The organism is Bacillus sp. HY001 (genome assembly GCF_007558965.1).
Taxonomy (GTDB): Bacteria; Bacillota; Bacilli; order Bacillales; family Bacillaceae_G; genus Bacillus_A; species Bacillus_A mobilis.
The window spans coordinates 505,812-531,746 of sequence record NZ_VLTE01000005.1 but is presented as its reverse complement, the minus strand read 5'-3'; the positions used below and the strand labels follow the sequence as shown (position 1 = coordinate 531,746).

The 25,935-nt window shown below is 33.8% G+C and carries 20 protein-coding genes, 2 pseudogenes and 1 other annotated feature; of the genes and pseudogenes, 15 read left to right on the top strand and 7 right to left on the bottom strand.

The window, feature by feature from the left end:
• Positions 1-17 precede the first annotated feature (17 nt).
• The 5 genes from FOT98_RS05535 to FOT98_RS05520 all read left to right on the top strand — a co-directional run bounded on the left by FOT98_RS05535 (position 18) and on the right by FOT98_RS05520 (position 5,508).
• Positions 18-458, top strand: a complete 441-nt coding sequence (locus FOT98_RS05535; RefSeq protein ID WP_063260741.1) for a D-tyrosyl-tRNA(Tyr) deacylase — start codon at positions 18-20, stop codon at positions 456-458.
• A 214-nt stretch (positions 459-672) separates the two neighbouring features.
• Positions 673-849 carry a hypothetical protein gene (locus tag FOT98_RS32245; RefSeq protein ID WP_001242605.1) on the top strand — a complete coding sequence of 59 codons (177 nt, stop codon included), beginning with the start codon at positions 673-675 and terminating at the stop codon, positions 847-849.
• 54 nt (positions 850-903) lie between these two features.
• Positions 904-1,134, top strand: a binding site (T-box leader).
• Positions 1,135-1,203: 69 nt separating this feature from the next.
• Positions 1,204-2,475, top strand: coding sequence for a histidine--tRNA ligase (gene hisS, locus FOT98_RS05530; protein WP_033656406.1), 1,272 nt, complete (start codon positions 1,204-1,206; stop codon positions 2,473-2,475).
• A 12-nt stretch (positions 2,476-2,487) separates the two neighbouring features.
• Positions 2,488-4,263, top strand: a complete 1,776-nt coding sequence (gene aspS / locus FOT98_RS05525; RefSeq protein ID WP_000840887.1) for an aspartate--tRNA ligase — start codon at positions 2,488-2,490, stop codon at positions 4,261-4,263.
• Positions 4,264-4,740: 477 nt separating this feature from the next.
• Positions 4,741-5,508, top strand: coding sequence for a tRNA threonylcarbamoyladenosine dehydratase (locus tag FOT98_RS05520; RefSeq protein WP_000903182.1), 768 nt, complete (start codon positions 4,741-4,743; stop codon positions 5,506-5,508).
• A gap of 475 nt (positions 5,509-5,983) precedes the next feature.
• Here the strand turns inward: FOT98_RS05520 and FOT98_RS05510 are convergent, their stop codons facing one another.
• The gene (locus FOT98_RS05510) at positions 5,984-6,625 is read right to left on the bottom strand and encodes an RsfA family transcriptional regulator (protein WP_063260742.1); all 642 of its coding nucleotides are present in this window, start codon (positions 6,623-6,625) and stop codon (positions 5,984-5,986) included.
• Positions 6,626-6,662: 37 nt separating this feature from the next.
• Positions 6,663-7,655 (bottom strand): annotated as a pseudogene (locus FOT98_RS05505) (replication-associated recombination protein A); the annotation flags it as partial.
• A 376-nt stretch (positions 7,656-8,031) separates the two neighbouring features.
• Between FOT98_RS05505 and FOT98_RS05500 the strand changes: the two are divergent.
• From FOT98_RS05500 to FOT98_RS05470, 7 genes are all read left to right on the top strand, one after another.
• Positions 8,032-8,934 carry a hypothetical protein gene (locus FOT98_RS05500; protein ID WP_063260744.1) on the top strand — a complete coding sequence of 301 codons (903 nt, stop codon included), beginning with the start codon at positions 8,032-8,034 and terminating at the stop codon, positions 8,932-8,934.
• 419 nt (positions 8,935-9,353) lie between these two features.
• Positions 9,354-10,412 carry an IS1595-like element ISBce20 family transposase gene (locus tag FOT98_RS05495; protein ID WP_063260745.1) on the top strand — a complete coding sequence of 353 codons (1,059 nt, stop codon included), beginning with the start codon at positions 9,354-9,356 and terminating at the stop codon, positions 10,410-10,412.
• A 1-nt stretch (position 10,413) separates the two neighbouring features.
• Positions 10,414-11,139: a HEAT repeat domain-containing protein gene (locus FOT98_RS05490; protein WP_063260746.1), complete on the top strand. Its 726-nt coding sequence runs from the start codon at positions 10,414-10,416 to the stop codon at positions 11,137-11,139.
• A gap of 135 nt (positions 11,140-11,274) precedes the next feature.
• Positions 11,275-12,150, top strand: coding sequence for a hypothetical protein (locus tag FOT98_RS05485; protein WP_063260747.1), 876 nt, complete (start codon positions 11,275-11,277; stop codon positions 12,148-12,150).
• Positions 12,151-12,185: 35 nt separating this feature from the next.
• The gene (locus tag FOT98_RS05480) at positions 12,186-13,376 is read left to right on the top strand and encodes an AAA family ATPase (protein WP_080467565.1); all 1,191 of its coding nucleotides are present in this window, start codon (positions 12,186-12,188) and stop codon (positions 13,374-13,376) included.
• A gap of 381 nt (positions 13,377-13,757) precedes the next feature.
• On the top strand, positions 13,758-14,273 hold the full coding sequence (locus FOT98_RS05475) for a hypothetical protein (protein ID WP_063260749.1): 516 nt from the start codon (positions 13,758-13,760) through the stop codon (positions 14,271-14,273).
• Positions 14,274-14,515: 242 nt separating this feature from the next.
• Positions 14,516-15,814, top strand: a complete 1,299-nt coding sequence (locus FOT98_RS05470) for a replication-associated recombination protein A (protein ID WP_063260750.1) — start codon at positions 14,516-14,518, stop codon at positions 15,812-15,814.
• A gap of 42 nt (positions 15,815-15,856) precedes the next feature.
• Here the strand turns inward: FOT98_RS05470 and FOT98_RS05465 are convergent, their stop codons facing one another.
• The 5 genes and pseudogenes from FOT98_RS05465 to FOT98_RS05445 all read right to left on the bottom strand — a co-directional run.
• Positions 15,857-16,600 (bottom strand): hypothetical protein, encoded by a 744-nt coding sequence (locus FOT98_RS05465; protein WP_063260751.1) that lies wholly within the window; start codon positions 16,598-16,600, stop codon positions 15,857-15,859.
• Positions 16,601-16,607: 7 nt separating this feature from the next.
• The gene (locus FOT98_RS05460) at positions 16,608-18,299 is read right to left on the bottom strand and encodes a site-specific integrase (protein WP_063260752.1); all 1,692 of its coding nucleotides are present in this window, start codon (positions 18,297-18,299) and stop codon (positions 16,608-16,610) included.
• Complete coding sequence (locus FOT98_RS05455) at positions 18,300-21,101, bottom strand: hypothetical protein (protein WP_063260753.1); 2,802 nt, start codon at positions 21,099-21,101, stop codon at positions 18,300-18,302.
• Positions 21,098-22,408 (bottom strand): site-specific integrase, encoded by a 1,311-nt coding sequence (locus tag FOT98_RS05450; RefSeq protein WP_063260754.1) that lies wholly within the window; start codon positions 22,406-22,408, stop codon positions 21,098-21,100. Before FOT98_RS05450 ends, FOT98_RS05455 begins: the two co-directional genes overlap by 4 nt.
• Positions 22,409-22,602: 194 nt before the next feature.
• Positions 22,603-22,902 (bottom strand): annotated as a pseudogene (locus FOT98_RS05445) (AAA family ATPase); the annotation flags it as partial.
• Between the two features lie 292 nt (positions 22,903-23,194).
• Between FOT98_RS05445 and cymR the strand changes: the two are divergent.
• The 3 genes from cymR to mnmA are packed head-to-tail and all read left to right on the top strand — an operon-like array spanning position 23,195 to position 25,924.
• Positions 23,195-23,611 carry a cysteine metabolism transcriptional regulator CymR gene (gene cymR, locus FOT98_RS05440; RefSeq protein WP_000704116.1) on the top strand — a complete coding sequence of 139 codons (417 nt, stop codon included), beginning with the start codon at positions 23,195-23,197 and terminating at the stop codon, positions 23,609-23,611.
• Positions 23,612-23,646: 35 nt separating this feature from the next.
• Complete coding sequence (locus FOT98_RS05435; protein ID WP_063260755.1) at positions 23,647-24,792, top strand: cysteine desulfurase family protein; 1,146 nt, start codon at positions 23,647-23,649, stop codon at positions 24,790-24,792.
• Positions 24,793-24,808: 16 nt separating this feature from the next.
• Positions 24,809-25,924, top strand: coding sequence for a tRNA 2-thiouridine(34) synthase MnmA (mnmA, locus tag FOT98_RS05430; RefSeq protein WP_048531354.1), 1,116 nt, complete (start codon positions 24,809-24,811; stop codon positions 25,922-25,924).
• Positions 25,925-25,935: the final 11 nt, after the last annotated feature.

The following is a 25,935-nucleotide window of genomic DNA, read 5'->3' as shown; positions in this document are numbered from 1 at the left end:
TAGGGAGTGTAGAAAAGATGAGAGTTGTTTTACAACGATCAAAAGAAGCGTCTGTCACAGTAGACGGTGAGATCGTAGGACAAATTCCGTTCGGTTTAACATTACTAGTTGGCATTACGCATGAAGATACAGAAAAAGATGCAACTTACATTGCAGAAAAAATTGCGAACTTACGTATTTTTGAAGATGAGAGCGGAAAGATGAACCATTCTGTACTTGATGTAGAAGGACAAGTTCTATCAATTTCGCAGTTCACATTATACGGAGATTGCCGCAAGGGAAGACGTCCAAACTTTATGGATGCTGCAAAACCTGACTATGCAGAGCATTTATACGATTTCTTTAATGAGGAAGTTCGTAAACAAGGATTGCATGTAGAAACAGGGACGTTCGGAGCAATGATGGATGTTTCTTTAATCAATGATGGTCCGGTGACCTTAATTGTGGATAGTAAATAGTGTTATTTAAGAAGAGAGGGTGGTATCATCCTCTCTTTTTTATACATTGTTGTATGTTTTGTTCATTTATCACGCTATTTGTGGAAAGTGAACTCCCACGGATGAAAGGTTCACTTACTTTGGAATTAATAGCGTTTTCGTTTATGTATAACTCTCTAATCAATATGGAACAATAAAGAGTAAAACATCCATATTGAATGTGAGGGATATACGTATGCGTATGAATGAAAAAGGGCATTCTGTTACAAATGGTGCAAATCAATTGTTTAACGTGAATTTTCATGATTTTATTTCAAAAGAGCAAAACAATACTTCAATGGAGCTCGCTTCTGAGTTTGGAATTTCTCTTCAAGATGTAAAGCGTCTAAAGAAGCAGATTGAACGCTCTTAGAGTACTTGACAATCCTACTCAACAAACGTATAGTAATTTTATATTTACATATGAATATAACCGTTGATAGAGAAGAGTAAATGAGACACACATGGCAAGAGAAGAAATGTCTTAGGCTGAAAACATTTCTACATGATGACTGATTGAATGACACTCTAGAGGTTTCAACTTGAACGGCGTATATGCTTAGTAGAGATGAACGCACATTTAAGCGTTATTAAAAAAGTGGAAGCATACGTGCTTCAATTAGGGTGGCACCACGGGTATAATACTCTCGTCCCTACTGTTCAAACAGTAGAGGCGGGAGTTTTTTTATTTTTATTAAGATTAAAACAATTTGAGGAGGAACTGAATATGTCTATTCAAATCCCACGCGGAACGCAAGATATTCTTCCAGGCACTGTTGAGTTATGGCAGTATATCGAAGGGCAAGCACGCGAAATTTGCCGTCGTTACAATTATAAAGAAATTCGTACACCAATTTTTGAACACACTGAGCTATTTTTACGTGGTGTTGGTGATACGACAGATATCGTACAAAAAGAAATGTACTCATTCCAAGATCGTGGAGAGCGTAGTTTAACATTACGTCCAGAAGGTACTGCACCTGTTGTACGTTCTTACGTTGAAAACAAAATGTTCGGTGACGCAACACAACCAACGAAATTATACTATATCGGCCAAATGTTCCGTTACGAAAGACCACAAGCAGGTCGCTATCGTCAATTCGTACAATTCGGTATTGAAGCAATCGGTAGTAACGATCCTGCAATTGATGCAGAAGTAATTGCACTTGCTGTAGAGTTTTACCGCGGCATGGGCTTAAAAAATATTAAAGTTGTATTAAACAGCTTAGGTGATGCGGCGAGCCGTCAAGCGCACCGTGATGCGTTAATCGCACACTTCGAGCCACGTATTGGCGAGTTCTGTTCTGACTGTCAATCTCGTTTAGAAAAGAACCCTCTTCGTATTTTAGATTGTAAGAAGGACCGTAACCATGAATTAATGGGAACAGCACCATCTATTACAGAATACTTAAACGAAGATTCAGCAGTATACTACGACAAAGTTCAAGAGCTATTAACGATGATGGATGTTCCATTTGAAAAAGATCCGAACTTAGTACGTGGTTTAGACTACTACCAACATACTGTTTTTGAAATTATGAGTGAAGCAGAAGGATTCGGTGCTATCACTACATTAAGCGGTGGTGGACGTTATAACGGACTTGTACAAGAAATCGGTGGACCAGAAATGCCAGGTATCGGTTTTGCAATGAGTATTGAACGTTTAATTATGGCACTAAAAGCTGAAAACATCGAATTACCAATTGAACATAGTATCGATTGTTACGTTGTAGCTCTTGGTGAAAAAGCAAAAGACCATGCTGCGAAAGTTGCGTTTGATCTTCGTAAAGCTGGGTTATCAGTTGAAAAAGATTATTTAGATCGCAAAATGAAAGCACAATTTAAATCAGCAGATCGTCTAAAAGCGAAATTTGTAGCTGTATTAGGGGAAGATGAGCTAGATAAAGGCATCATTAACTTAAAAGATATGGCAACAGGCGAACAAGAAGAAGTAGCATTAGATGTATTTGCTTCATACGTAGCAGAGAAATTAATATAGGGGGAACTTACAGTGGCTGAAAGAACACATGCATGTGGAAAAGTAACAGTAGAAGCAGTTGGACAAACAGTTCAATTAAAAGGTTGGGTACAAAAACGCCGTGATTTAGGTGGATTAATCTTTATCGACTTACGTGACCGTACAGGTATCGTACAAGTTGTATTTAACCCAGAAACATCAAAAGAAGCGCTAGAAGTAGCAGAAACAATTCGTAGCGAGTACGTATTACACGTAGAAGGTACAGTTGTTGAGCGTGGTGAAGGCGCAATTAATGACAATATGGCAACTGGTCGTATTGAAGTACAAGCAACGAAAGTAAACGTATTAAATGCAGCGAAAACAACGCCAATCATTATTGCGGATGATACAGATGCATCAGAAGATGTGCGTTTAAAATATCGTTATTTAGACTTACGCCGTCCTGTAATGTTCAACACATTCAAAATGCGTCACGACGTAACGAAAACAATTCGTAACTTCTTAGACACAGAAGATTTCTTAGAAGTGGAAACACCAATTTTAACGAAGAGCACACCAGAAGGAGCACGTGACTATTTAGTACCAAGTCGTGTACATGATGGTGAATTCTATGCATTACCACAGTCTCCACAGTTATTTAAACAGCTTCTTATGGTCGGCGGATTTGAGCGTTACTATCAAGTAGCACGTTGTTTCCGTGACGAAGATTTACGTGCAGACCGTCAACCAGAATTCACGCAAATCGATATCGAAGCTTCATTCTTAACACAAGATGAAATTTTAGATATGATGGAGCGCATGATGACGAAAGTTATGAAGGATGCAAAAGGTGTAGAAGTGAGTGCACCATTCCCTCGTATGAAATACGCTGATGCAATGGCTCGTTACGGTTCTGATAAGCCAGATACACGCTTTGAGATGGAACTAACAGACCTATCTGAATTTGCAGCAGGTTGTGGCTTTAAAGTATTTACAAGTGCTGTAGAAAGCGGCGGACAAGTAAAAGCAATTAATGCAAAAGGTGCTGCGAGCAAATACTCTCGTAAAGATATTGATGCATTAACTGAATTCGTAAAAGTATACGGTGCAAAAGGTCTAGCTTGGCTTAAAGTTGAAGAAGACGGCTTAAAAGGACCGATTGCGAAATTCTTCGGTGAAGAAGAAGCAAACGCGTTAATGGCTACATTAGAAGCTACTGCTGGCGATTTATTACTATTCGTAGCAGATAAGAAAAGCGTTGTTGCAGATAGCTTAGGTGCACTTCGTTTACGTCTAGGTAAAGAGCTTGAGTTAATTGACGAAAGTAAATTTAACTTCCTATGGGTAACTGATTGGCCACTTCTTGAGTACGATGAAGATGCAGATCGTTACTTCGCAGCTCACCACCCATTCACAATGCCATTCCGTGAAGATGTTGAGCTATTAGAAACAGCACCAGAAAAAGCGCGTGCACAAGCATATGACCTTGTATTAAACGGTTATGAGCTTGGTGGTGGATCACTTCGTATTTACGAGCGTGACGTACAAGAAAAAATGTTCAAAGCACTTGGATTCTCACAAGAAGAAGCACAAGAGCAATTCGGATTCTTATTAGAAGCATTTGAATACGGTACGCCACCACACGGCGGTATCGCATTAGGTTTAGACCGTCTTGTTATGTTACTTGCAGGCCGTACGAACCTTCGTGATACAATTGCATTCCCGAAAACAGCAAGCGCAAGCTGCTTATTAACAGAAGCTCCAAGCCCAGTTGCAGAAGCACAGCTTGAAGAGTTGAACTTAAAATTAAGCTTAAAAGAAGAGAAGTAAGAATAAAGTCTAGATGGTTATACTATAGCCATCTAGACTTTTTTTGAGAGGTTGTTTAAAAAGTCCGGTTTAGATGGCAGTCGCATCTCGTCGTTGCTTCGCCAGTCCGGTGCTCGAGTAGTAACGCTACACTGTGCTCCTCCTGGCTTCAGCGCCTCGAGCAGCTTGGCCCTCTGAATCCTCCTTTTTAAACGTATATTGGAAGGGAAGTTTAAAAAGTCCGGTTTAGATAACTGTCGCATCTCATCGTTACGTATGCTAGTCCGGTGCTCGAGTAGTACTTCTACCTCGATCTGCTCAGTTCTCTGGATTCTCTTTTTAAAACGTGTATTTAGGAAGGAATAAAATCCGGTTTATACTATGTTTTTATGCTTGAAATATGTATTTTTAGGAATTCTATAACTTTTTCTATACAAATAGTCGGAAAAACGCTAGAATACATGGTAGACCATTTTTGTAATAGGAGTGTAGAGCTGAATGTTACATCAATTTTCACGTAATGAATTAGCCTTCGGTAAAGAAGGACTTGAAATATTAAAAAATAGTACAGTCGGTATTTTAGGAATTGGCGGCGTAGGTTCTTTTTCGGCTGAAGCGTTAGCGCGTTCTGGCGTAGGACGTCTTGTATTAGTTGATAAAGACGTTGTAGATATTACAAACGTAAACCGTCAAATTCACGCTTTAGTATCTACTGTAGGACGTTCAAAAGTAGAGTTAATGAAAGAGCGTATCGCAGACATTAACCCAGAGTGCGAAGTAATTGGACTAGAAATGTTTTATACTGATGAAACATATGAAGAGTTCTTTAAACACGGTTTAGACTTCGTAGTGGATGCATCGGACACGATCACGTTCAAAATTCATTTAATTAAACAATGTTTACGTCGTAAAATTAAAATTATCTCATGTATGGGTGCAGCAAATAAAATGGACCCAACTCGTTTCCGTATTGCAGACATCTCTAAAACACATACAGATCCAATTGCGAAAGTAATTCGTACGAAACTTCGTAAAGAGGGTATTAAAAAAGGTGTAAAAGTTGTCTTCTCTGACGAAAACCCAATCGTAATTCGTGAAGAAGTACGTAAAGAAATCGTACCAGACGAAAATGCAAAAATTCGTAAAGCGAAATTACCACCTTCATCAAATGCATTCGTACCATCTGTGGCAGGCTTAATTATGGCAAGTCACGTTGTACGTGAACGCATTAAAAACGTAGAAGTGAAACGTGTAGGGCAAGAATAAAGTAAAAGCATATATCCATTTCGGATATATGCTTTTTTTGTATGTATTAAAGAAATAGGGATATTTGCATTATTACTAGTTCAAATGTAAGTAAGGCTAGTAAGTAATGATCATATTTATCTGATGTATAGGCGGACGTCTTTTTTAAACTGTTAATGGTGAAAAGAGCCAAAGTTAGGACGAGAACACCGAGTGTTATTTTGAAAACTATTAAAGAAATAGTAACCAGCTCCCTTTAAAAGTATATGTTTATAATAACATTTAAGTGGAAAATATCCAATTATTTCCTGGTGTTTCCTTGTGTGAACTTAAGGGTTTTTATTGTCAACTTTTGTCGGTAAGTCGATATTCTTTGTCGAATCGTCGATATATTTGAAAAATCGTTGATATAATTTCATTTACCGACACACACATACATATATACTCTCCACCAAAAAAAGGGATGTCACTTAGTCAAAAAAGTGACATCCTTTTTCTAATTCTCAGCAGAATATATAATATCTAAATTTCCATTTTGATCTGTCTTGAAAATTGGAGCGATCTGTTCTTCTTGTTCTTCAACTGAAACGAGTTTTCGAGCACGGTCCATAATTCTAACAAGCATTGCATAATCTTCTTCGATTGCTTGTTGTTTTTTTGAGAGTACCGCTAATTTTGCTTCCAGTTCATGATTCGTTTTTTTCAAAGTCGTGAGCTGAGCTTGTAATACTTCATTTTCAGTTTGTAACTTTGCGAGTGAAGGGTTATTGTGCTCTAAGTTTTGCAAAAATGAAATGACACTTTGCATTGTAAGTTCTTGTTTATTTGGCGTAATATCTTCTGAAAACTCGGCATCGATTACGAGTTGTTTCGTTTGCGTGAAATGCTCTTTTTCTATTTTAGCTTCAGAGCGTTTTAATTCTTTACGTTGTTTTTTTGCAAGTTGCACCGCATCTTCGTAATGCGGTCGTACTTCAGCATTCCATCTAAAGCCGCAAGCTGCTGAAGTGCGGTTCAATGTATCGCCGACTTCATCGAATGCTTTTATTTGTGTACTGCCGCTACGAATGTGTCGTAAAACAGTTTCTGCTAAAAGGAGATCGTCTTCTTTTGTCCATGCATCTTGACGTGTTTTCATAAGCGAAGCCTCCATAATGGTGACGTTTTCGCTTATGTTACCCTTTATTTTTCGTTTTATTCGAACTTTGTAATCTTTCATATACAGTAGAAAGTGCTTGCTCAAATTTCCCTGTCGTTTTCGGTTTATAATATTGTTTGTTTTTAATTTTATCAGGTAAGTATTGTTGTTGTACCCAGCCATTTGGATTGTCGTGTGGATATAAGTATCCAATGCCTCTGCCAAGTGATTCTGCGCCTTTGTAATGACTATCTTTTAAATGACTTGGGATGTCGCCTGTTTGACCGTTACGTAAATCGTGTAGTGCAGCATCAAGTGCTTTATAAGCTGAGTTTGATTTTGGTGATAGGCAAAGCTCGATAACAGCATTTGCAAGTGGTATACGTGCCTCTGGGAACCCAACTCGTTCAGCCGATTCTATGGCTGCTAGTGTACGCGGTCCGGCTTGTGGGCTAGCAAGTCCGATATCTTCATATGCCATAATAAGAAGCCGTCTACCAATGCTCTGTAAATCACCAGCTTCAATAAGGCGTGCTAAATAATGAAGTGCTGCATTTACATCACTTCCGCGCACCGATTTTTGAAATGCCGATAATACGTCATAATGAGCATCTCCACCTTTGTCGTGAACGAAGCTCTTTTTTTGTAAGCATTCTTCTGCGACTTCTAGCGTAATTTCCGCAGCTTTGTCATCTGTTGTAAAGCTAGATAAAACAGCTAGTTCAAGTGCATTATAAGCGGAACGCATATCTCCGCCTGATGCATTTGCAAAGTGATGTAATGCTTCAGGCGTAACAGTTACATCATATTCTCCAAGACCTTTTTCTGTATCTTCAAGTGCTCGTTTTAAGCCAATTAAAAGATCATCTTCTGTTAATGCGTGTAATTCGAAGATTTGACAACGACTTCGAATAGCAGAATTAATAGCATGGAACGGATTACTCGTCGTTGCACCAATTAAGGTAAGGAGTCCACTTTCTAAATGAGGTAATAGAAAATCCTGTTTTGCTTTATCTAGACGGTGAATTTTTGTATAAGTATTAAACTAGTGGTTATAATTATTATGCTCTGTATTTATAAGGGTTGTATGATTTTTATCCATTATAAAATGGATAAAAATCATACAACTTAATCTTAATACAAAAACATATTTATATAATGATTTTTAAAAATTGGAGGATTATTTTTAGAGGCGACAGAATTTTAATTTTTTATTAAAATTTTTATGCTATTAACCAAAAGTGTTATAAAATAAAAGGGGAACTTAATTCAATTAATTATAATGTTGAGGTTGTTGTTTACATATTAAAATTTAGTTAAGAAATTATCGGGAGAAAAGTGATGAATATGGAAAATATCCCTATTTATTGTTATAGAATTACAAAAAATAAAACGAGGGGTTAAAAATGAGAATTAGTGATATAACAAATTTAGAGTCAGGTGTAGAATATGAAGAAATTAATTGTTTTTCAGTCGAAAAGTTAAAAAAATATGCTGAAAGACAAAAGAAATTTGCGGCTAAATACACAAAATCTTGGTCAAAAGAATATAAAACGGAATGGATTTTACGAAATTATCTATCAACGAAGATGATTTTATCTTCTACTTTATTATTAAATTCACTAGAATTTGCCGCAGAAAGAAATTTAAGAATAGTTGAACCGTACCTATTATATTATTCGGTATTAAATACTAGTAGGGCGCTGCTTTTCGCTGATCCATCGATAGAATGGAGGGACGGTAAATTAATAAGGCTTACTCATCACAGAATAATTGCTCAAACTTATGAATCATTAAGGGCTATTTCTTCAGAAGAAGCAGATAAGGTGAAATTTATTCTTGAGGAAGCTAAGGGATTACGAGAATTATTTTCTTATAGATTTCCTGCAAGGGGAATCTCAGAAGTTACAAATCAAAGTACAAATATAGAATATGCGGAAGTAATCAAGGTATGTCGTTTATTAACTGAAGTTGCTCAATTTAATAGTGAAATTTTTCAGGTTTCTAGGGAGAAAAACATTACAGAAATGATTGAGATAGTAACATCTGATTTAAATGATGGTTATGTTTATAAAGGATATATGAAATCCGAACATAAAGAAGAGGCTGATTGTGTATTTGATCAAGAGGATTATTACAGATTAGGCTATTTTATTCGTAAAAAATTAGATCCAGTTAATATATATTGGATTGCAAGGGAAGGGCTAGTTGAGGATTTCTTTGGAGCCTGGTCCTTAGATGAAGAAGATAGAGCTGAAGATTACTTCGATCCAGATGATAATTGGGGATTATTATTATCGCCTTTATAAGTGTGAGATTTAATGTGTTTAAGTATTAAGTGATTTTTATGAAGTTAGAGAATTTATGGGGAATATGAGTTTTAACTATGATTGCAAAAAATGATAAAAATAGGGGTTATTTTGTATCCGTAAGGGATAAAGGGGAAACAGCTTATTAAAAGTTAAAAAGAAAGAAAATAAGGTAGAAATAGTGACTTATTGGCGTAATGAAATAGCTTTTTTTATTTTAATATTTATATATAAGGACTTTATGTTGGAAGTCCTTATTAATTAGAAGTGTTTTTTTATCAGAATTTGATTTTATAACATAAATGAAAAGGACTATGTTATTTTAAATGTTGGCTATGTTAAATAACTCTGTTGATATTTGATTAAACCAAACTAATGTTCTACAATAAATGGACGAACATTAGTTTTGAGGGCTTTAAATGACGTTAAGGGAATTAATAGCAGAGATAAAAAAATTAAATTCAGCAGAACAACATAGATTAAAAGAATTTTTTATCAGTTCACTTGCGTCATTTTCAGCAAGTGAACCTGTATTTCAAGAAGTAACTGAACGAAAAAATAAAGATGGCTATACTTGTGTGAGTTGTGGCTCTAAACAAGTTGTGCGTTTCGGTAAGTATATGGTAAAACTCGGTCTTAAGGAGATTGAACGCCAACGATACCGCTGTAAATATTGCCGAAAAACTTTTACAGATGTAACCTCGACACCCCTTTACCGTACTCATAAACCTGATAAATGGTTGGATTTTATTAAATGTATGTTGGAAGGCTATTCTCTTCGTAAATCAGCAGACCTTATTGGTGAAGTTCATTATGTTACTTTGTTCTATTGGAGACACAAAGTATTGTCCGCCCTAAAACAAATGGATTTCAACGCAATTTCAGGGATTGTAGAGATGGATGAAACATATTTTTTGTACTCTGAAAAGGGGAAAAGAAACATTGAAGGTCGTAAACCTCGAAAACGTGGGGGTTCTTCAAAGTTTCGGGGCATTAGTCACGAACAAATTTGTGTTTTAATCGCAAGAGATCGCCAAAAAGCAACGTTTTCAGGTGTACTTGGTAGAGGTCGAATTGTGAAAACTCAATTAGATAAGGCTATCGGTTCTAAATTATCATTAGGTAATATCCTATGTACCGATGCTTGGAGGGCTTTTTCTACGTATGCAAAAAGCAAAGGATTGGAGCATTACCGTTTTAAGTCAGATGGAACAGAACGAGTAAAAGGGCTTTATCATATCCAAAATGTAAATAACTATCACAGCCGTCTAAAAGGCTGGATGCAACGATTTAATGGCGTGGCTACAAAATACCTCGACCATTATTTGAGTTGGTTTCAATTCTTAGATATTGTTAAACACCAAAGTGACAATGTATCTATTAGCAAAATGATTGTCGAAAGTTGCTTATTCTCAATTAATACAACCTACGATAGTCTTAGAACATCACTTTATACCGATTGTTATGAGGGGGAATAAAATGAAAAGTTCTGATTCTCAGTTAAAAAGTCGTGGGAAGATTACAAGCAAAGATTTACAACAATATAGCAATCATACACAAATTGAACTATTTGAAATGCTTAAATCCAAAGAAGCATTTAAAAGAACTATCGCTGTGAATATATTATCAGAGAAATATGATTTGACCGATGACTTGATTCGTTTGTTTCTTCATACTCTTAAACAAGAGAAAAAACTCTATACAAAGATTGAATTATGTGACGCACTTTCAAAAGGCAATGTCCAGTCTGCAAAGATTATGGTCGAATATTTAGGACAGATAGGCAATAATCAACATATAGTATTACCTACTAATGGTTTCAATAAGAAAAGTTATCCTCTACCGAGGGATATTATTGCTCGAACTTTAGCTCATATGAAAGAAGAGATTATACCAGTTTTAATGGATGTACTAAAGACAAATAACATTCCTGCAATTAGGGAAGCTATTGATGCAATAGGTTTCATTTGTTTCTATAACAAAATACATTCTAATACTCAAATTATTGATGCACTTATTCTGTGTTTAGGGAACAATTTCAACGATAACATTATCCGATGGAAATTGGTCAGAGCATTTGAAAGTTTTAACGACATCAATGTCATTAAAACTCTTGTGGAAATAGAACAAAACGATAGTCAATTGGTTATAAGAAATGAAGCCAAGAGGTCACTGAAAATTATTAATAACCGTACTAATAGTTAAAAATGACTTATTAAGAGAATAAGTCATTTTTATCGAAAATATCAACATTATAATTTAACAAAGCCTAAATGTTAAAAATGAAGGAGCAATAAATTCTGCTGAATAATAATCTGTATAATGGAGTGAAGTAACTGTATGAAATTTAATATTTATTACTTAAACTTGTCTAAGGCATATGAAATTTCAATGATGATTGATAATACGATAACAACCAAAATAGAACGTGAAAAAACACACAGTAGAGAGAAGAATAGAGGGGGAAATGCAGAGGTATCATTATCACTTCCTTGGAAGAATAAAGCGGCTTTGAAAACGAATTTAGCTGGTAAAGATATTAATAGTGATATCCTTAGAGAGATAATTGAAGTTAAGACAACTAAATCCTTATATTTATCTAAAGTAATCGAAAAAAGTAAACAAGTAAATGCCATAGAAGAGCTTAAAGAGGGAGATTTAGTCAAATTAAATAAATCAAAATTATCTTTACATAATGAGGAAGAAATCAGGCAGTTGAAAATCTTAAATAATGGTCTGTTAAAAGGAGTAACAGTTGATGAGTATGATGTTAATAATCTAATTGATTCGGTATTAAAAGATTATGCGTACTTATTACGAGGACAGGTAGAGGATAAAGAGATTGTCTTAAAAATACCAATGAATGTAGATAATGAATTTGAAAATGAATATAACATTGATGATATCCTTATTGGAGATGTTAGTATAGTAGGGATATATAAAGGTGAAGTTGGTTTAGAATCTATAAAAAATACATTCAATTATTTAACTAATCAAGCGACTGAGCAACAAGATACGGAGGAAGAAGAGTTTATTCCCTCTGATCAAAGTCAAATTCCAACCGAGCAAGCTGACACGGCAGAGGAAGGAAGAAAATTGTACTTTATAGATATTATCGCTATTGTTCAAGAAATCAACTTTAATGAAGAAGTGCAAGTGGTTCAAGAAGAGGGTAGGATAAAAAAATGGATACAGAGAATGCAGTTTTGGAAGTAGATATATATACTAAGAAAAGTATTTGAGGTGGAAATATGATGCGACATACTATTTATACGTATTCAAAAGAGTATTTTAATAAGTTGTATGAAGATAGGGATGAGCAGGGAGCCATTGTTCTTAGTATATCGCAAGTTCCTAATAAAACTCATCTTGATAATTATATAGACAGAGGATTGGATGTAGAAGTTGATCTTACATCCGCAATTTCTTTACTAATGATAAATCAGGAATCATTATATCAATTTGAACTCTATTTAAATACAATTGTAGAGGTAGAAATAAGATTTATTATTGAAGAAAAGTATGCAGAAAAGGCATTAGATCTTTTTAAATTTATTTTTGATGAATCTGAAAAACTTCCTCTATATACTATAAATAAAAGTGAAAAAGAAGATGGAAATCTCAACGGCGAAACTGTTGAAGAGGCTTTAATAAAAAAGGTGACCAATCTAAAAAATGATGGAATTGATCGTTTAGATAATCATTTAAACACCAATATCATTGGGCATAATGATTTTAAGAATGCATTTATAGAAAAGCTAAAAAGTTTTAGTGTTTTTAATAGTATAGGTGAACATAAAGTCTTATCAGTATTTTTGCTGGGCCCTTCAGGAATCGGGAAAACAGAGTTTGCAAAAGAGATTCATAACTTTTTTAATGTTGATACCTCATTAATAAAGATAAATTTTGGTAATTATAGTAGTCAGGATTCACTGAATAGTTTAATAGGGAGTCCTAGGGGGTTTATTGGTAGTGATGATGGTGAATTGCCAAGAAAGCTTTTAAAGAGTGATGTAGGTATTATACTAATAGATGAATTTGAGAAAGCAGATAAGAAAGTGTTTAACTTTTTTCTAGAACTATTGGAAGAGGGGAGTTTTACTAATTCTTTGGGGGAAGTCTTTGATTTAAATGGATATGTAATTATTTTTACTTCTAATCTAGATAAGAAGTCGTTTACTACAAAATTACCACCTGAATTAAGATCCCGTTTTGATATTAAGAGTGAGTTCTTTCCACTAAGTGTAGAGGATAAAAACACATATTTGAGCTTGAAGCTTGAAAAGTTAATTTCGAAATTAAATATAGAGGATAAAGAAGCATTCAGAGAAGAAATCGAGCAAGAAATAAAAGATATAGTATATACGCAAAATAATCTTAGAGAAATTAATAGGATATTACGCGATGCAATTACTCGAAGGATGTTTAGCTGGTTGCCTTAATACTATTTGGTGAATTCCCCTTGGTTTTAAACGATAAAGTATTATACTGATTGATTTAGAAAACTGGATGGTTATATGGATTTCTAAATAATTTTTTCTCCTTGTGGTGCACAAAGATATTTTTCCATAAATAAAACTCTTATATAATACAAAAAATAGCATTGAATATAACATACAATAGGATTGTTTACGAGTGAAACAATTTTGAATATGTTTTCAATTTAAATGATAAATTGTATTAGAAAGATTTTGGTGGAGTTATTTGTAATGCTTTGGAAAGTAACACAGGAGAGATTGTTTTAATTTATAATTCATAATGATATTATGTTGATTTGGCATACTTTTGAATTTACTTTATATTAGCTTGAGGTGTATATTCATATGAAATCCAGTGAAATGAATCATCAAATAATCTTTGGCGAAAATTCGATGTGGTGCTTGGATATTTACAAAAGATGCTCTGTAATAGAAGAATCATTAAAAAGACAATTCGAAGAAATGTTAGGTATAGACATTTTTGAATTTAATAAGCCTTTTGAGGCTGCATATGAAAAAATGTTATTTGCAGTGGTATGTGAATTAGGTGGACATAAAGGACATTATAATACCTTACACCAAACCGATATAGTTTATCAATATGCATACCAAGAAATGAAGCCGTCTATTTTTATAGCGCATATACAAGATATTATTCAAAGTAATGATCAAACTGGTCAAACAAAAGATTCTATTACCGTTTTGCAAGCCGCACATAGTTTAAATGATGGAATCACAAGAATTAAAAAATTTATGATAACTTTTTTAACAGAAGTTTCTGGTAATGAGTATTTGGTTCCTTTTAAGCGGTTTGATTCTATCCTGGAAGAGATAACTGTTTTTATAAAGAATAGGATTTAAAAGTTTTGAATTGTATTCAATCTAGTCAGTAAAGAGTGATGGCAGAACAATATTAATTAAAGTGAAAAAACAATGCAACATTGAAAAGTTAACTAAATAATAAATTGAATACATTATAACCTATTAGCGATGTTCCTAAATTTTGAGGAAACGTTTTTGGTGTTGTGAAGAATTTCTTTGAGCTATAATCAAGACGAATTATAAATAGATTATGGCAGTGTTTTGGGGAAAGGGCGTGTAGTATGTTAAATTCTGAACCTTTGTCATATCAAATGAGGCCTACTACTATTGAACAAATAGTAGGACAAGAGGAGATTATTGGATCAGATACAGCTTTATATAAGATGATAAAAAATGGACATTTACCTTCTTTAATTTTATATGGCCCACCTGGTACAGGTAAGACGTCTCTTGCGTTTGCTATTGCGGGCACAATGAAAAAAGATTTTTATGCTTTAAATGCAACAGTTGCAGGAAAGAAAGATATTGAATCAATAATAGAAGAGGCAAGGTTGACAAGAAATGCTCTTATTTTTATTGATGAGATCCATAGGTTTAATCGTAGTCAGCAGGATTCTCTTCTTAAAGCAATGGAGGAAGGGGTATTTACATTTATTGGTGCAACAACAGAAAATCCATACCATAGTGTTAATAATGCTATACTTTCAAGATGTGGGCAAATCAAGCGCTTAAAACCTTTATCTCCTTCAGCAATTACTACTTTGTTGAAAAACGCATTAGAAGATAAAGTGAACGGTCTTGGGAAGATGAACATTATGATGAACGATGAATTATTAACAACCATTGCTCAGGTTACTGGTGATGGAAGAACTGCTCTTAACTTACTTGAAGATATAGTTTGGGCCTCAGAAAAAGATGAAAAAAACAATATTATAGTAACAGAAGATACTGTTAAACAGTGTGTTCAGAATAAAGGTTTTATTCACGATAAAAAAGGGGATATCTATTACGATCTGCTGTCTAGCCTTCAGAAGAGTATCCGAGGAAGTGATGTGGATGCGGCGCTGTATTATCTAGCGAGGTTGATTGAGGGAGGGGATTTAGTATCAATCAGTAGGAGGCTTCTTGTCATAGCCTACGAAGATATTGGATTAGCTAATCCTGAATTATGTGCAAGGGTACTACCGGCAATAGAGGCAGTAAATAAACTAGGATTGCCAGAGGGAAGGATACCTTTGTCGGTTATAACGATTGAGTTATGTTTGTCGGCGAAATCAAATTCTGCATATAAATCATTAGATAAAGCAATTGAAGACGTTAGAAATGGAAAGACTTTTGAGATACCTATACATTTGCGTGATAGTCATTACCAAGGAGCTATAAAGTTGGGACACGGTACAGAGTACAAATATCCACATAACTATCCTAATAGTTGGGTTTATCAGGAGTACTTGCCTAAAGAGTTACGTGAAACAACCTATTATAAGCCAAAAGAATCTGGAGAAGAAAAACGGTATGCTAGAATACACGAGAAATTAGAACTTCTAAGGATTAATAATAAACATAGTAGTAATAATTAAAATAGAAACCACCTTTACTATATAGTAAAGGTGGTTTCTATTTTAGAAATCGATGTCATCTAATATGCTTTTACGAGTATGCTTTACTGGCGATGGTGGTATATCTTTGTTTGAAGTAACTTTATTAAGTAAATCCAGGCGTGTTTGATACATTTTATGAAATATTTCTAAAGGATCGTTAGATAAGGCTGATTTTAATAATTCAGTGGTTTCTTTTGTTCTTGTCGTTCCAGTTGTTATTAAATTTGATAATGGTACATCATTGTTTATACTAAGTTCCATCCATTGGAACATTGTTTCTTGATATTTTGTAGCAGTTTCTTTCCACGATTGAGTTTCTTTTTTGATATCAGATAGTTGTTTCTTAGTTTGATATAATTCCTTATTAAGTCTTTGGGTAATATGTATATATTTTTTTAATTTTATTTCGTTCATTTTTAGAGTTTGGATAAGTTTTTGTTTGTTTTTTTCATTGTTAGGAAAAAACTTATTTATTGCATCTTCTGTATCTACATATACTTCATCTTGATCAAAGGGGTCAGTAAAAGAATGTAAAATAACCTGGTTGGCTGTATCTACTGCGTTCCTTCCTTCTCCTTTTCGCCAGAAGAACTCACCGAGTGAATACGGAATTTCCCCTTTTACAAATAATTCTTGTGAATAGCGGAAAATATCCATATAAGATATTTTTCCAGATGTTTTTTGGCTCTTTGAATAATTATATATTATATCTTGAATAAGCTCGGCAGGAATTTCTTTTTTTGGTCTACCTCTTTTTTTTGTCATAGTATATTTATTTTCCTTTCTGTACTAACCTATTTGAAAAATGAATTGTTTTATTTACTATATGATCTAATTGACTTTTGGTATAAAAAAGGTCTTTGTTATATTCCTGGCTGAATTCAGACAAGTCATTTTCAAAGCTTTCATTTAAGGCAATACGATATAAATCATTCATAGTTTTTATTAATCTTTGGATTTCATTTTTACAAGATTGCAATTCAGCTTCGATTTCTTTCTGTTTTTGTAAATATTCGTCTGAATCAATTTGCCAATGCTCACAGTAAAAACACTTATCAACTTGACAATACATATTTGGATCTGTACAAAATCCGATTTCAACTTCAGTCTTAAATCCAGTGCTATTTCTCTTTAATACTTTTTCTTGGATAAATTCATCATCTAAGTAATAAAATGAGTGATTCTTAGAATAGTTGTTGATATTTTTTGGGGGACGAGCATCATTTTCACGGAAAAAATTGAAACGTTGCATTAATTGGACGATTTCTACGTCTACCCAGTATGTTAAATGCTGTTGATAGTGATATTGAGCTTGTAGCGAGGTATGTCCACCCAATCTAGCGATTTCAACTGGGTGATAACCTTGTCGCATAAGATTTAAAAATGCAAAATGTCTAGTGTCACCTAGTCGAATTCTGTTTTTATAAGATATTTTATAAATTTCTTCCACTATATTCTTGTAAAACTCATCAAGTAGTACGCAAAGGTTATTATAAGTAAATCGGTTTTCAAAATAATTTATTCTAGAACCGAGTTTACGTAATCTAATAGAGGATGAGGAAATTAATGTTTCTGACTCTCCAAAGGGATCGGTTAAAGAAATATAATTTTTCAACTTAGAAAAAACGGAAAAGGGGATAGAAATTTTGTCTATAACTTGAATTTTACGAGTGTTTTCTTTTTGCTTAAGTCTAGGTAATCGGATATAGAACCTATTGTTTTCTTCAACCAAACAATTTCTTTCAATTCCGCAGAATTCCGAGGGCCTCATTGGAATTAAGTTACTTATTTCCCACCAGATAGCTATGGGAGCGTATCTTAAGTAATTCTTGTCCTCTTTTTGAATACTTAAGAAAAAATCTTCAAGCACCCAAGAAAAAGCCAAGATATCTTGGGCAGAAGGTAAACTTCTCACTAGTCCCATAACGTTATTTATATTGATATCTTTTTTTATACTTAATAGCAAGTTCGTATATAATTGATTTTTATCGAACTCCTCGTAAAAATCCAAAAAATTTAGAGTTGGTATACAAAGATTCCACCTTTTTCTGTCATCACATTTATGGAGTAAATAGAGTTGAACTTGTTCTTGAAACGTTTCATCGAGATTATGAGATAAAAGTAAAAATTCTTTAAGGTATTCATAATAACTTTTTATTGTTTCGATAGAATAATTAGGAATTAAGGTTGCGATCCAACATTTTATAGCAGTAATTTTTTTTGTGATCCCATTCTGTAAAGAGGGAATTTTGGGGGATTCTCCAAAATTTATATGAAGGGTATTATGGCGAGTGATAGAGATAAATCTCCATTTATCACTATTGAATTCACCTTCAATCATTCTACCCGCTCGGACTTCTTCAGAAATAATAACTTTGGCTTGCTCAACTATATTTTCAAGGTTAAAAGTATAATCATTAAATTCATCGAGTGCTTCCAATGTATAATTGAATGTGGATGTCAATTAACTATTACCTCCTTTTAAGTATGGTATGGTTACTAATTCCTTTGCGCTAGGGATACTAGCCAATTCTATTTTTACATCATCAAGACTTTTATTGAGAAACGTAGCAACGGTAGGCGCCCCAAATTGCTTTATAGCAGAAGAAACCAAATGTAAATAAGTGTATAAGTTGTTTGCTAAACGTATTTTTTCCCCCTTTTTCTTTGTTACGGGGAACTTTATTTTAAATTCGTTTAAGTGAACAAATAAATCTTCACTTAATTGAGAGAGTGCATAGAAATGTATAATAGCAAATGGACATCTTTCGCAGTCTTTAGATGGGAAAGGACATTCATTATAGATACATTGAAACCCCTCTTTTTTTGCTGGTTGTTGATTATATCTTATAAGGTTAAAAAGTTCTTCTTTTTCTTTTAGAGAGTATCCCATTAGCACTTTTCTTACAGATTTTTGATCTTCTATCAAGTTTGTTAAATATGTAGCAAGTTGCTCGATTTGATGAATATCTCCAAAAACTTCTTTAACCATCATAGCTTGGGCAGTTCTTTCTTCTCTGGTATCAGAAGAATTGTTAGTAAGGAGTTGATTTAAGGCGTCGTATGCATAGCCGAAATGTCCCATATTAAAGAGTTGATGTGTGATAAAGTCCATTTGTTCCTGAGGAATGTCGACGTATATATGAGTTGTTTCTTCATTAATATGACCTCTTATATATTTTGTAACTTCTAGTGGATTTCGGTTGGTCATTTTTTTGATAACACTGTAAATATAACTAATAAGAGTTCGATTCATTTGTTTTGATTTAAAATGAAAATTAGAGTTGAAATTCGCAAAAAAGGCATTTTGAAATTTCTTTTTGAAAAGGCTTTTCCTATTATTAAAATTAATAAGTGTATTAGATAAGGGAGTACATATGCGACAATGTATTTCGCAAATTACAGCAGCATAGACAAATGCAGTCGTTAATTCTTCTGAGCAAAAGAAATGTCTTCTTTTCTTGGTTTTAGAGTGGAAAAATTTTATTTGATCTACTTGATTTAAAATAGCGTTTATTTCATCTGAATTTAAATCATTTTTTGTTAGCCATTTTAAAGCGTTTATAGGATCCAAATGTTCCAGTCGAGTACAATCAAGTTGAATTCTAGGGAACGTTGTAACATCAAAATGTCTCCAAGCGTTATTTAAGTGTAATAGTACATACAGCCAAGAAGAATCATAGTGATCATTGTTTTGGTTATTGATACAAAGCTCAATACTTTCTATGGCCTTAGTTTTATGATGGGAAACGTTTTTTACATAATCAATTAAATTGATGAACATATCAATGGAATAAATGGTTTTATCATTTGTTCTTTTTGATCGCTGTTTATATAAATTTGGTAGCGAATCTATTTTGAATTTGATGGTTCCAGGACTGGTTTTATAAAGGTTATTTAATGCTTTTAGGAATTTATAAAATTCAATTTTGACAGTAGAGCCAACTTCGGTATTGAATACGGCTATATCCAACTCTTTATTAGAGTATAAGAAGATTTCTTTGGTATTAGTTAATTTGGTAAGTAATTCAGTTGTATTGAAATAAACCCTAAGTGCTTTTTCTATAGAATGATTTGAAGCTGTCGTATTTGCTAATTTTAGCTTTATATATTTTAACCAATAGTTTTTGGTTAACTTGCCAGTATCATTAAAGATAATATCGGCTTCTTTTAAAGCAGTTAAAAAAATATTAAAAGGTTCTGATTTAGTCGAGAAAATAATTTGTTGTATGTTTAGCTTTTTTTGTAGATTTTTATTAAGGTTATCAACATCGAGCTTACGGTAAATCATTTTTTTTCCATTCCTAAATGAGATGCCATCTTTGTTCATACAAATTAAGGGCGGCACAAAAATTGATTGAATACTGTTGTGATAAGAACTGCTATGTATTGAGTTAGGAGCGATTTTGAGTATTGTTTCTACCTGTTCAGATGTATAGTAATTATTTAAAGTTTCATCCCATACCTTTTTTTGTAAGCTTTTTAAGTGTTGAATATCTTCTTTTATAAAGTAGTGATGGGCATTTTTTTGTTTTTGAGAATGAGGAATATTGTATTCTTTAGCGACTTTTAACAAATTATAAGTTGTTATACCTAAATCATTTGCAGCACGATCTAGAGCGATGTAATAAGTCTTTTTTTTGTTGTGATAGAATTGATTCCAATCTTTTCGATGGATATAAAAAAAGTTAATATCTTTTTTATTAAGGCGGAATATATCTTTTTTATAGTCTTTCAACCAAAATTTGATAGAGGCACTTGAAATATTCGCTTCCTTAGCAGCTTCTGTTAAAGAAATATATTCTTTTTGAAAGTGTGCAATACTATTTTTGGAGATGAAGTATTTGTTATTTTTAATCTTATGATCCAGTAAGATAATATCCATAAGACCAAGTTTGTGCATTAATAAAAAATCATTTATATAAGAATGAGCATAGTTATTTTTCTTTTGATATCCCAGCAGTAGTAAAGCTTCTCCGAGTGTATAATAACAATCTTTAAAAATCTGGTAGTAAAGGTTGTAATGAGCGATAGATAAAAGTGAATACAGCGTTTTTCTTTTAATAATTGTAGTTGTAATTACTTTTTGTTTACTTAGACTTATAAATGACTTATGTCCAAAAAAACGTAATAATTCTGGATATGTCTTTTTTATGTGACAAAATGTTTCATAGGAGTTTTTATAGGTATTGAATTCTTCAGGAATTAAAGGGAGGTGGTCAATAGTTAGCAAAGCTTCTTTTATTGAAATAGGTTGTAACGTCATTTGTATAACCCTTCCTTAAAAGTGAAATTATTATTTGTTGTCTTTTTAATAGTCGCTTGTTGAGACTTATACGCTTTTTGAATATTATTTAAAGCTTCTTTAGTTAATTCCAGGGCATTTTTCTCTTCAACATATTTCATCATTGAGGTAATACTTTTATCGCCTCTTGCAATGGCGATTTCTGGAATGCTAGCATTAATTTGTAATAAAAAATTAGTGAATATGCCACGACAAATATGGGTTGACCATTCTTTATCTGTTAGGAATAGGTAATCTTGAACGCGTCCTTCTTGACTTAGTTGATTTAAAAAGCTTTTTTGGATTTTTTTAAATTTATTTTGATATGAACTTCCTGATATTGCATTCCCAGTTCTAGTACAAACAAAAAGGGCATCTTTGTTCTTTACTTTATTCCGGTTTTCCATTCGTTTTAGGAATAGTTTGTGTTCTTTATATATTTTAGATAGAACTGGATTTACTAATAGTGCTTGGTCACGTGGTTTTTTTACTTGTTCGTGTGCAGTATTCTTTTTTTGAGGAAATAATTGAATAGTCCTATCCCTAATTTGTAAAATAAATTTTTTCTCACCAAAATCATTTTCGTTCCAATAATAAGGGGTCTGTATAGAATTTTTAGTTAGATTTACTACTTCACCCAATCTTAATCCTCCAAATAGTTGAAAACAAATGCCTAAAGCTATATCAGGTGATTCATTTTGTGCAATTTTAATGAATTTTAGTACTAAGTCATATCGATTCTCCCCGAAATCTACAAGTCTACTTGAAACATTCTCTTCTCTTCCAGGATATATGGTTTCCAAATTAAGAGAGTTAAAAGGAGATTCTACTTCGAAATTTATTGGTTCTGAAATAATTTGATTTTCAGTTAGCCACTTATAAAAGTTAATTAAATACCCTTCCATCCGGTATACATAATTAGAAGATAGTTCTTTGTTTTTGGTTTTTATAGACATATGGGTAATATAATGTGAACCGTGTATGAGCTTCAAACCAAATACTCCATCGTATCTTAGCGTAATAAAATCCTCGTGACCTTGTTTTATTTGATCCCTTACATAGTTTAAAAATTTGATTAGTTCGTAAGCTGCGTTCCTTTGAGAGCTTAGGGATTTTGTTTTTCTTCTATATTTATTTCTAATATAGTTGGTAATAGGAGAGGGATAAATTTCGTTAGTATGCATCTGTTTAATTCCAATCCCTATTACACGTTCGTTAATAGCCTTTCCCTGTATATAATGAAACATAGTGTACTCTTTAACTATAAAAGTATAATCATTTGTAAACATTCCATCCCCCTCGCTCTATTTTGTTTTGAATAATCAGAATTATTTAATTTTAATTTAGTGTATTTTTAATTTTTTGTCAATGTATTTAATCCTTTTGTGTATAAATTGGATAAAAAGAAATCCCCTTATAGTAGAAGGGATTATTAAGGTTATGGTGTTAATCTTTATATTAAATCCAAAAACATTTATACAAGTACTTCATCTAAAATTAAAACGAGGTGTCGATGCATCTTTGCCTCTTGTACGACAACTTCCATATCTTTTTTATTATGAGTAACAGCGTTTAATAAGCGAAAAGGGGTTCCGGTACTTCCTGCAATTGCGCTCGCAATGGATGTTTTTCCAGTGCCTGGAGGACCGTATAAAATCATAGATTGAAAATGATTTGCTTGGACCATTCGCCATAAAATTTTTCCTTCACCAACTAAATGTTGTTGTCCGATAATTTCTTGAATATTTGTAGGGCGCATTCGATGTGCGAGTGGTTGTTTCATTTTTACCGTCTCCCTTAATGTATAATCTCTTTCTATCGTATCATTTTTTTTAGTGGAATTTGAAATAGGGTGCCGTTTTGTGAGAAAAATGAATATGAATATTTTCATTTTTCTTTCAATTGTAATAATTTCCGAGTTTTTCAATGTGATTTTATGTTATCATTTTGATACACAAGTTGAAATTTCTTATAATACTATATTATGCTATAATTTCATAGGATTTTAAATTGTGTTCTTTTATAAATAAGATATAACCAATAGAAGTGAAAATTTGAAAAGAGGTGCAAAATAGATGAAGATTTCAACGAAAGGCCGCTACGGCTTAACAATTATGATCGATCTTGCAAAAAAGTTTGGTGAAGGTCCGATTTCCTTAAAATCAATTGCGCAGGCACATGACTTATCGGAACATTACTTAGAGCAATTAATTTCACCACTTCGTAACGCTCGTCTAGTAAAGAGTACGCGCGGGGCATATGGCGGATATGTATTGTCAGATCAGCCAGCTAACATTACAGCTGGGGATGTAATCCGTGTACTAGAGGGTCCAATTAGTGTTGTAGAAATGATAGAAGAAGAAGAACCAGCACAACGCCAATTATGGATGCGTGTTCGTGATGCGGTGCAAGAAGTGTTAGATAGTACAACGTTAGAAGATTTAGTACGTTATGAGGAAGAAAATCACGGGGGCTATATGTTTTACATTTAATTCCTTGTGAAACGATTTGGAAAGAAGGAGATTTAATGGAACGCATTTACTTAGATCATGCTGCGACATCTCCGACTCACCCAGAAGTGGTCGAAAAGATGATTCCATATATGACAGAGATATTCGGGAACCCGTCTAGTATTCACTTTTATGGACGTCAAACGCGCCATGCAGTAGATGAGGCGAGACGTGTGTGTGCACGTAGCATTCATGCGAATCCGAATGAAATTATATTTACGAGTGGTGGTACAGAAGCTGATAATTTAGCACTTATCGGTGTAGCACGTGCGAATCGTCATAAAGGTAACCATATTATAACGACGCAAATTGAACATCACGCAATTTTGCATACGTGTGAATTGTTAGAGCGTGAAGGGTTTGAAGTCACATATTTACCTGTTGATGAAACAGGACGCGTTCAAGTTTCTGACATACAAAAGGCATTAACAGAAGAGACAATTCTCGTATCCGTTATGTTTGGGAATAATGAAGTTGGGACGATGCAACCAATCGTGGAAATAGGGAAGTTGCTAAAAGAGCATCAAGCTTATTTCCATACAGATGCGGTACAAGCTTACGGATTAGTAGAAATAGATGTGAAAGAGTTCGGCATTGATTTATTATCGATTTCAGCTCATAAAATTAACGGGCCAAAAGGTGTAGGGTTCCTATTCGCTGGTGCAAATGTGAAATTTGAACCGTTATTAATAGGCGGGGAGCAAGAAAGAAAACGCCGTGCTGGTACTGAAAATGTACCGAGTATCGTTGGTTTGCAGCAAGCAATTTTGCTAGCTGAAAAAACTCGTGAGCAAAAAAATGCCCAATATGAAGAGTTTAAAGATATAATGGTATCTGTCTTCAAAAATGAAGACATTACTTTCGAGGTAAACGGAAACTTAGAATATCGCTTACCGCATGTGCTTAATATTAGTTTTACAGGAATGAACATTGAACCGTTCCTTGTGAACTTAGACTTAGCTGGCATTGCAGTGTCAAGTGGTTCTGCTTGTACAGCTGGTTCGATTGATCCATCACATGTATTAGTAGCGATGTTCGGCAAAGACTCCGATCAAATACGTTCATCCGTACGCTTTAGTTTCGGACTTGGAAATACGAAAGAGCAAATTGAGAAAGCGGCGTACGAAACAGTGAAAATCGTGAAGCGATTAACACAAAATTAGCATGGGAGGTGACATGATGAACAAACTACCTCAAGAAACACGCGTTGTCATCGGGATGTCCGGTGGCGTAGATTCATCTGTAGCAGCTCTTTTATTAAAAGAGCAAGGTTATGATGTAATCGGAATTTTTATGAAAAACTGGGATGATACAGATGAGAATGGTGTCTGCACAGCAACAGAAGATTACAATGATGTAATTGAAGTGTGTAACCAAATTGGCATTCCGTATTATGCAGTAAACTTTGAAAAACAATACTGGGATAAAGTATTTACGTACTTCTTAGATGAGTACCGAGCTGGTCGTACACCAAACCCAGATGTAATGTGTAATAAAGAAATTAAATTTAAAGCATTTTTAGAGCATGCAATTGCGCTTGGTGCTGATTATGTAGCGACAGGTCATTATGCACGCGTTGCTTATATGGACGGCGAATATAAAATGCTTCGCGGTGTTGATGACAATAAAGACCAAACGTATTTCTTAAATCAATTAAGCCAAGAGCAATTATCAAAAACAATGTTCCCGCTCGGTGAACTGAAGAAACCGCAAATTCGTGAAATGGCGAAAGAAGCTGGTTTAGCGACAGCGGCGAAAAAAGATAGTACTGGTATTTGCTTCATTGGTGAGCGTAACTTTAAAGATTTCTTAAGTAATTATTTACCAGCACAACCAGGTGTGATGCAAACATTATCTGGTGAAGTGAAAGGAAAGCATGACGGTTTAATGTACTATACAATTGGACAACGTCATGGCCTTGGTATTGGTGGTAACGGTGATCCGTGGTTTGCTGTTGGGAAAAACTTGAAAGAAAACATTTTATATGTTGACCAAGGATTCCATAACGAACTGCTATATGGTGATGAAGTTATTGCTACGAATATCGGTTGGGTAAGTAATGAAGCGAAAGAAAAAGAATTTAAATGTACAGCGAAATTCCGTTATCGTCAAGAAGACAATAAAGTAACGGTTCAAATCGTTGATGAAAATACAGTTCGCATTCTTTGTGACGAGCCAATTCGTGCAATTACACCAGGACAAGCAGTTGTTTTCTATGATGGAGATGAGTGCTTAGGCGGTGCTACAATTGATGAAGTGTACCGTAGCGGTAAGAAATTGGATTATTTAGGATAAAACGAGAAGCC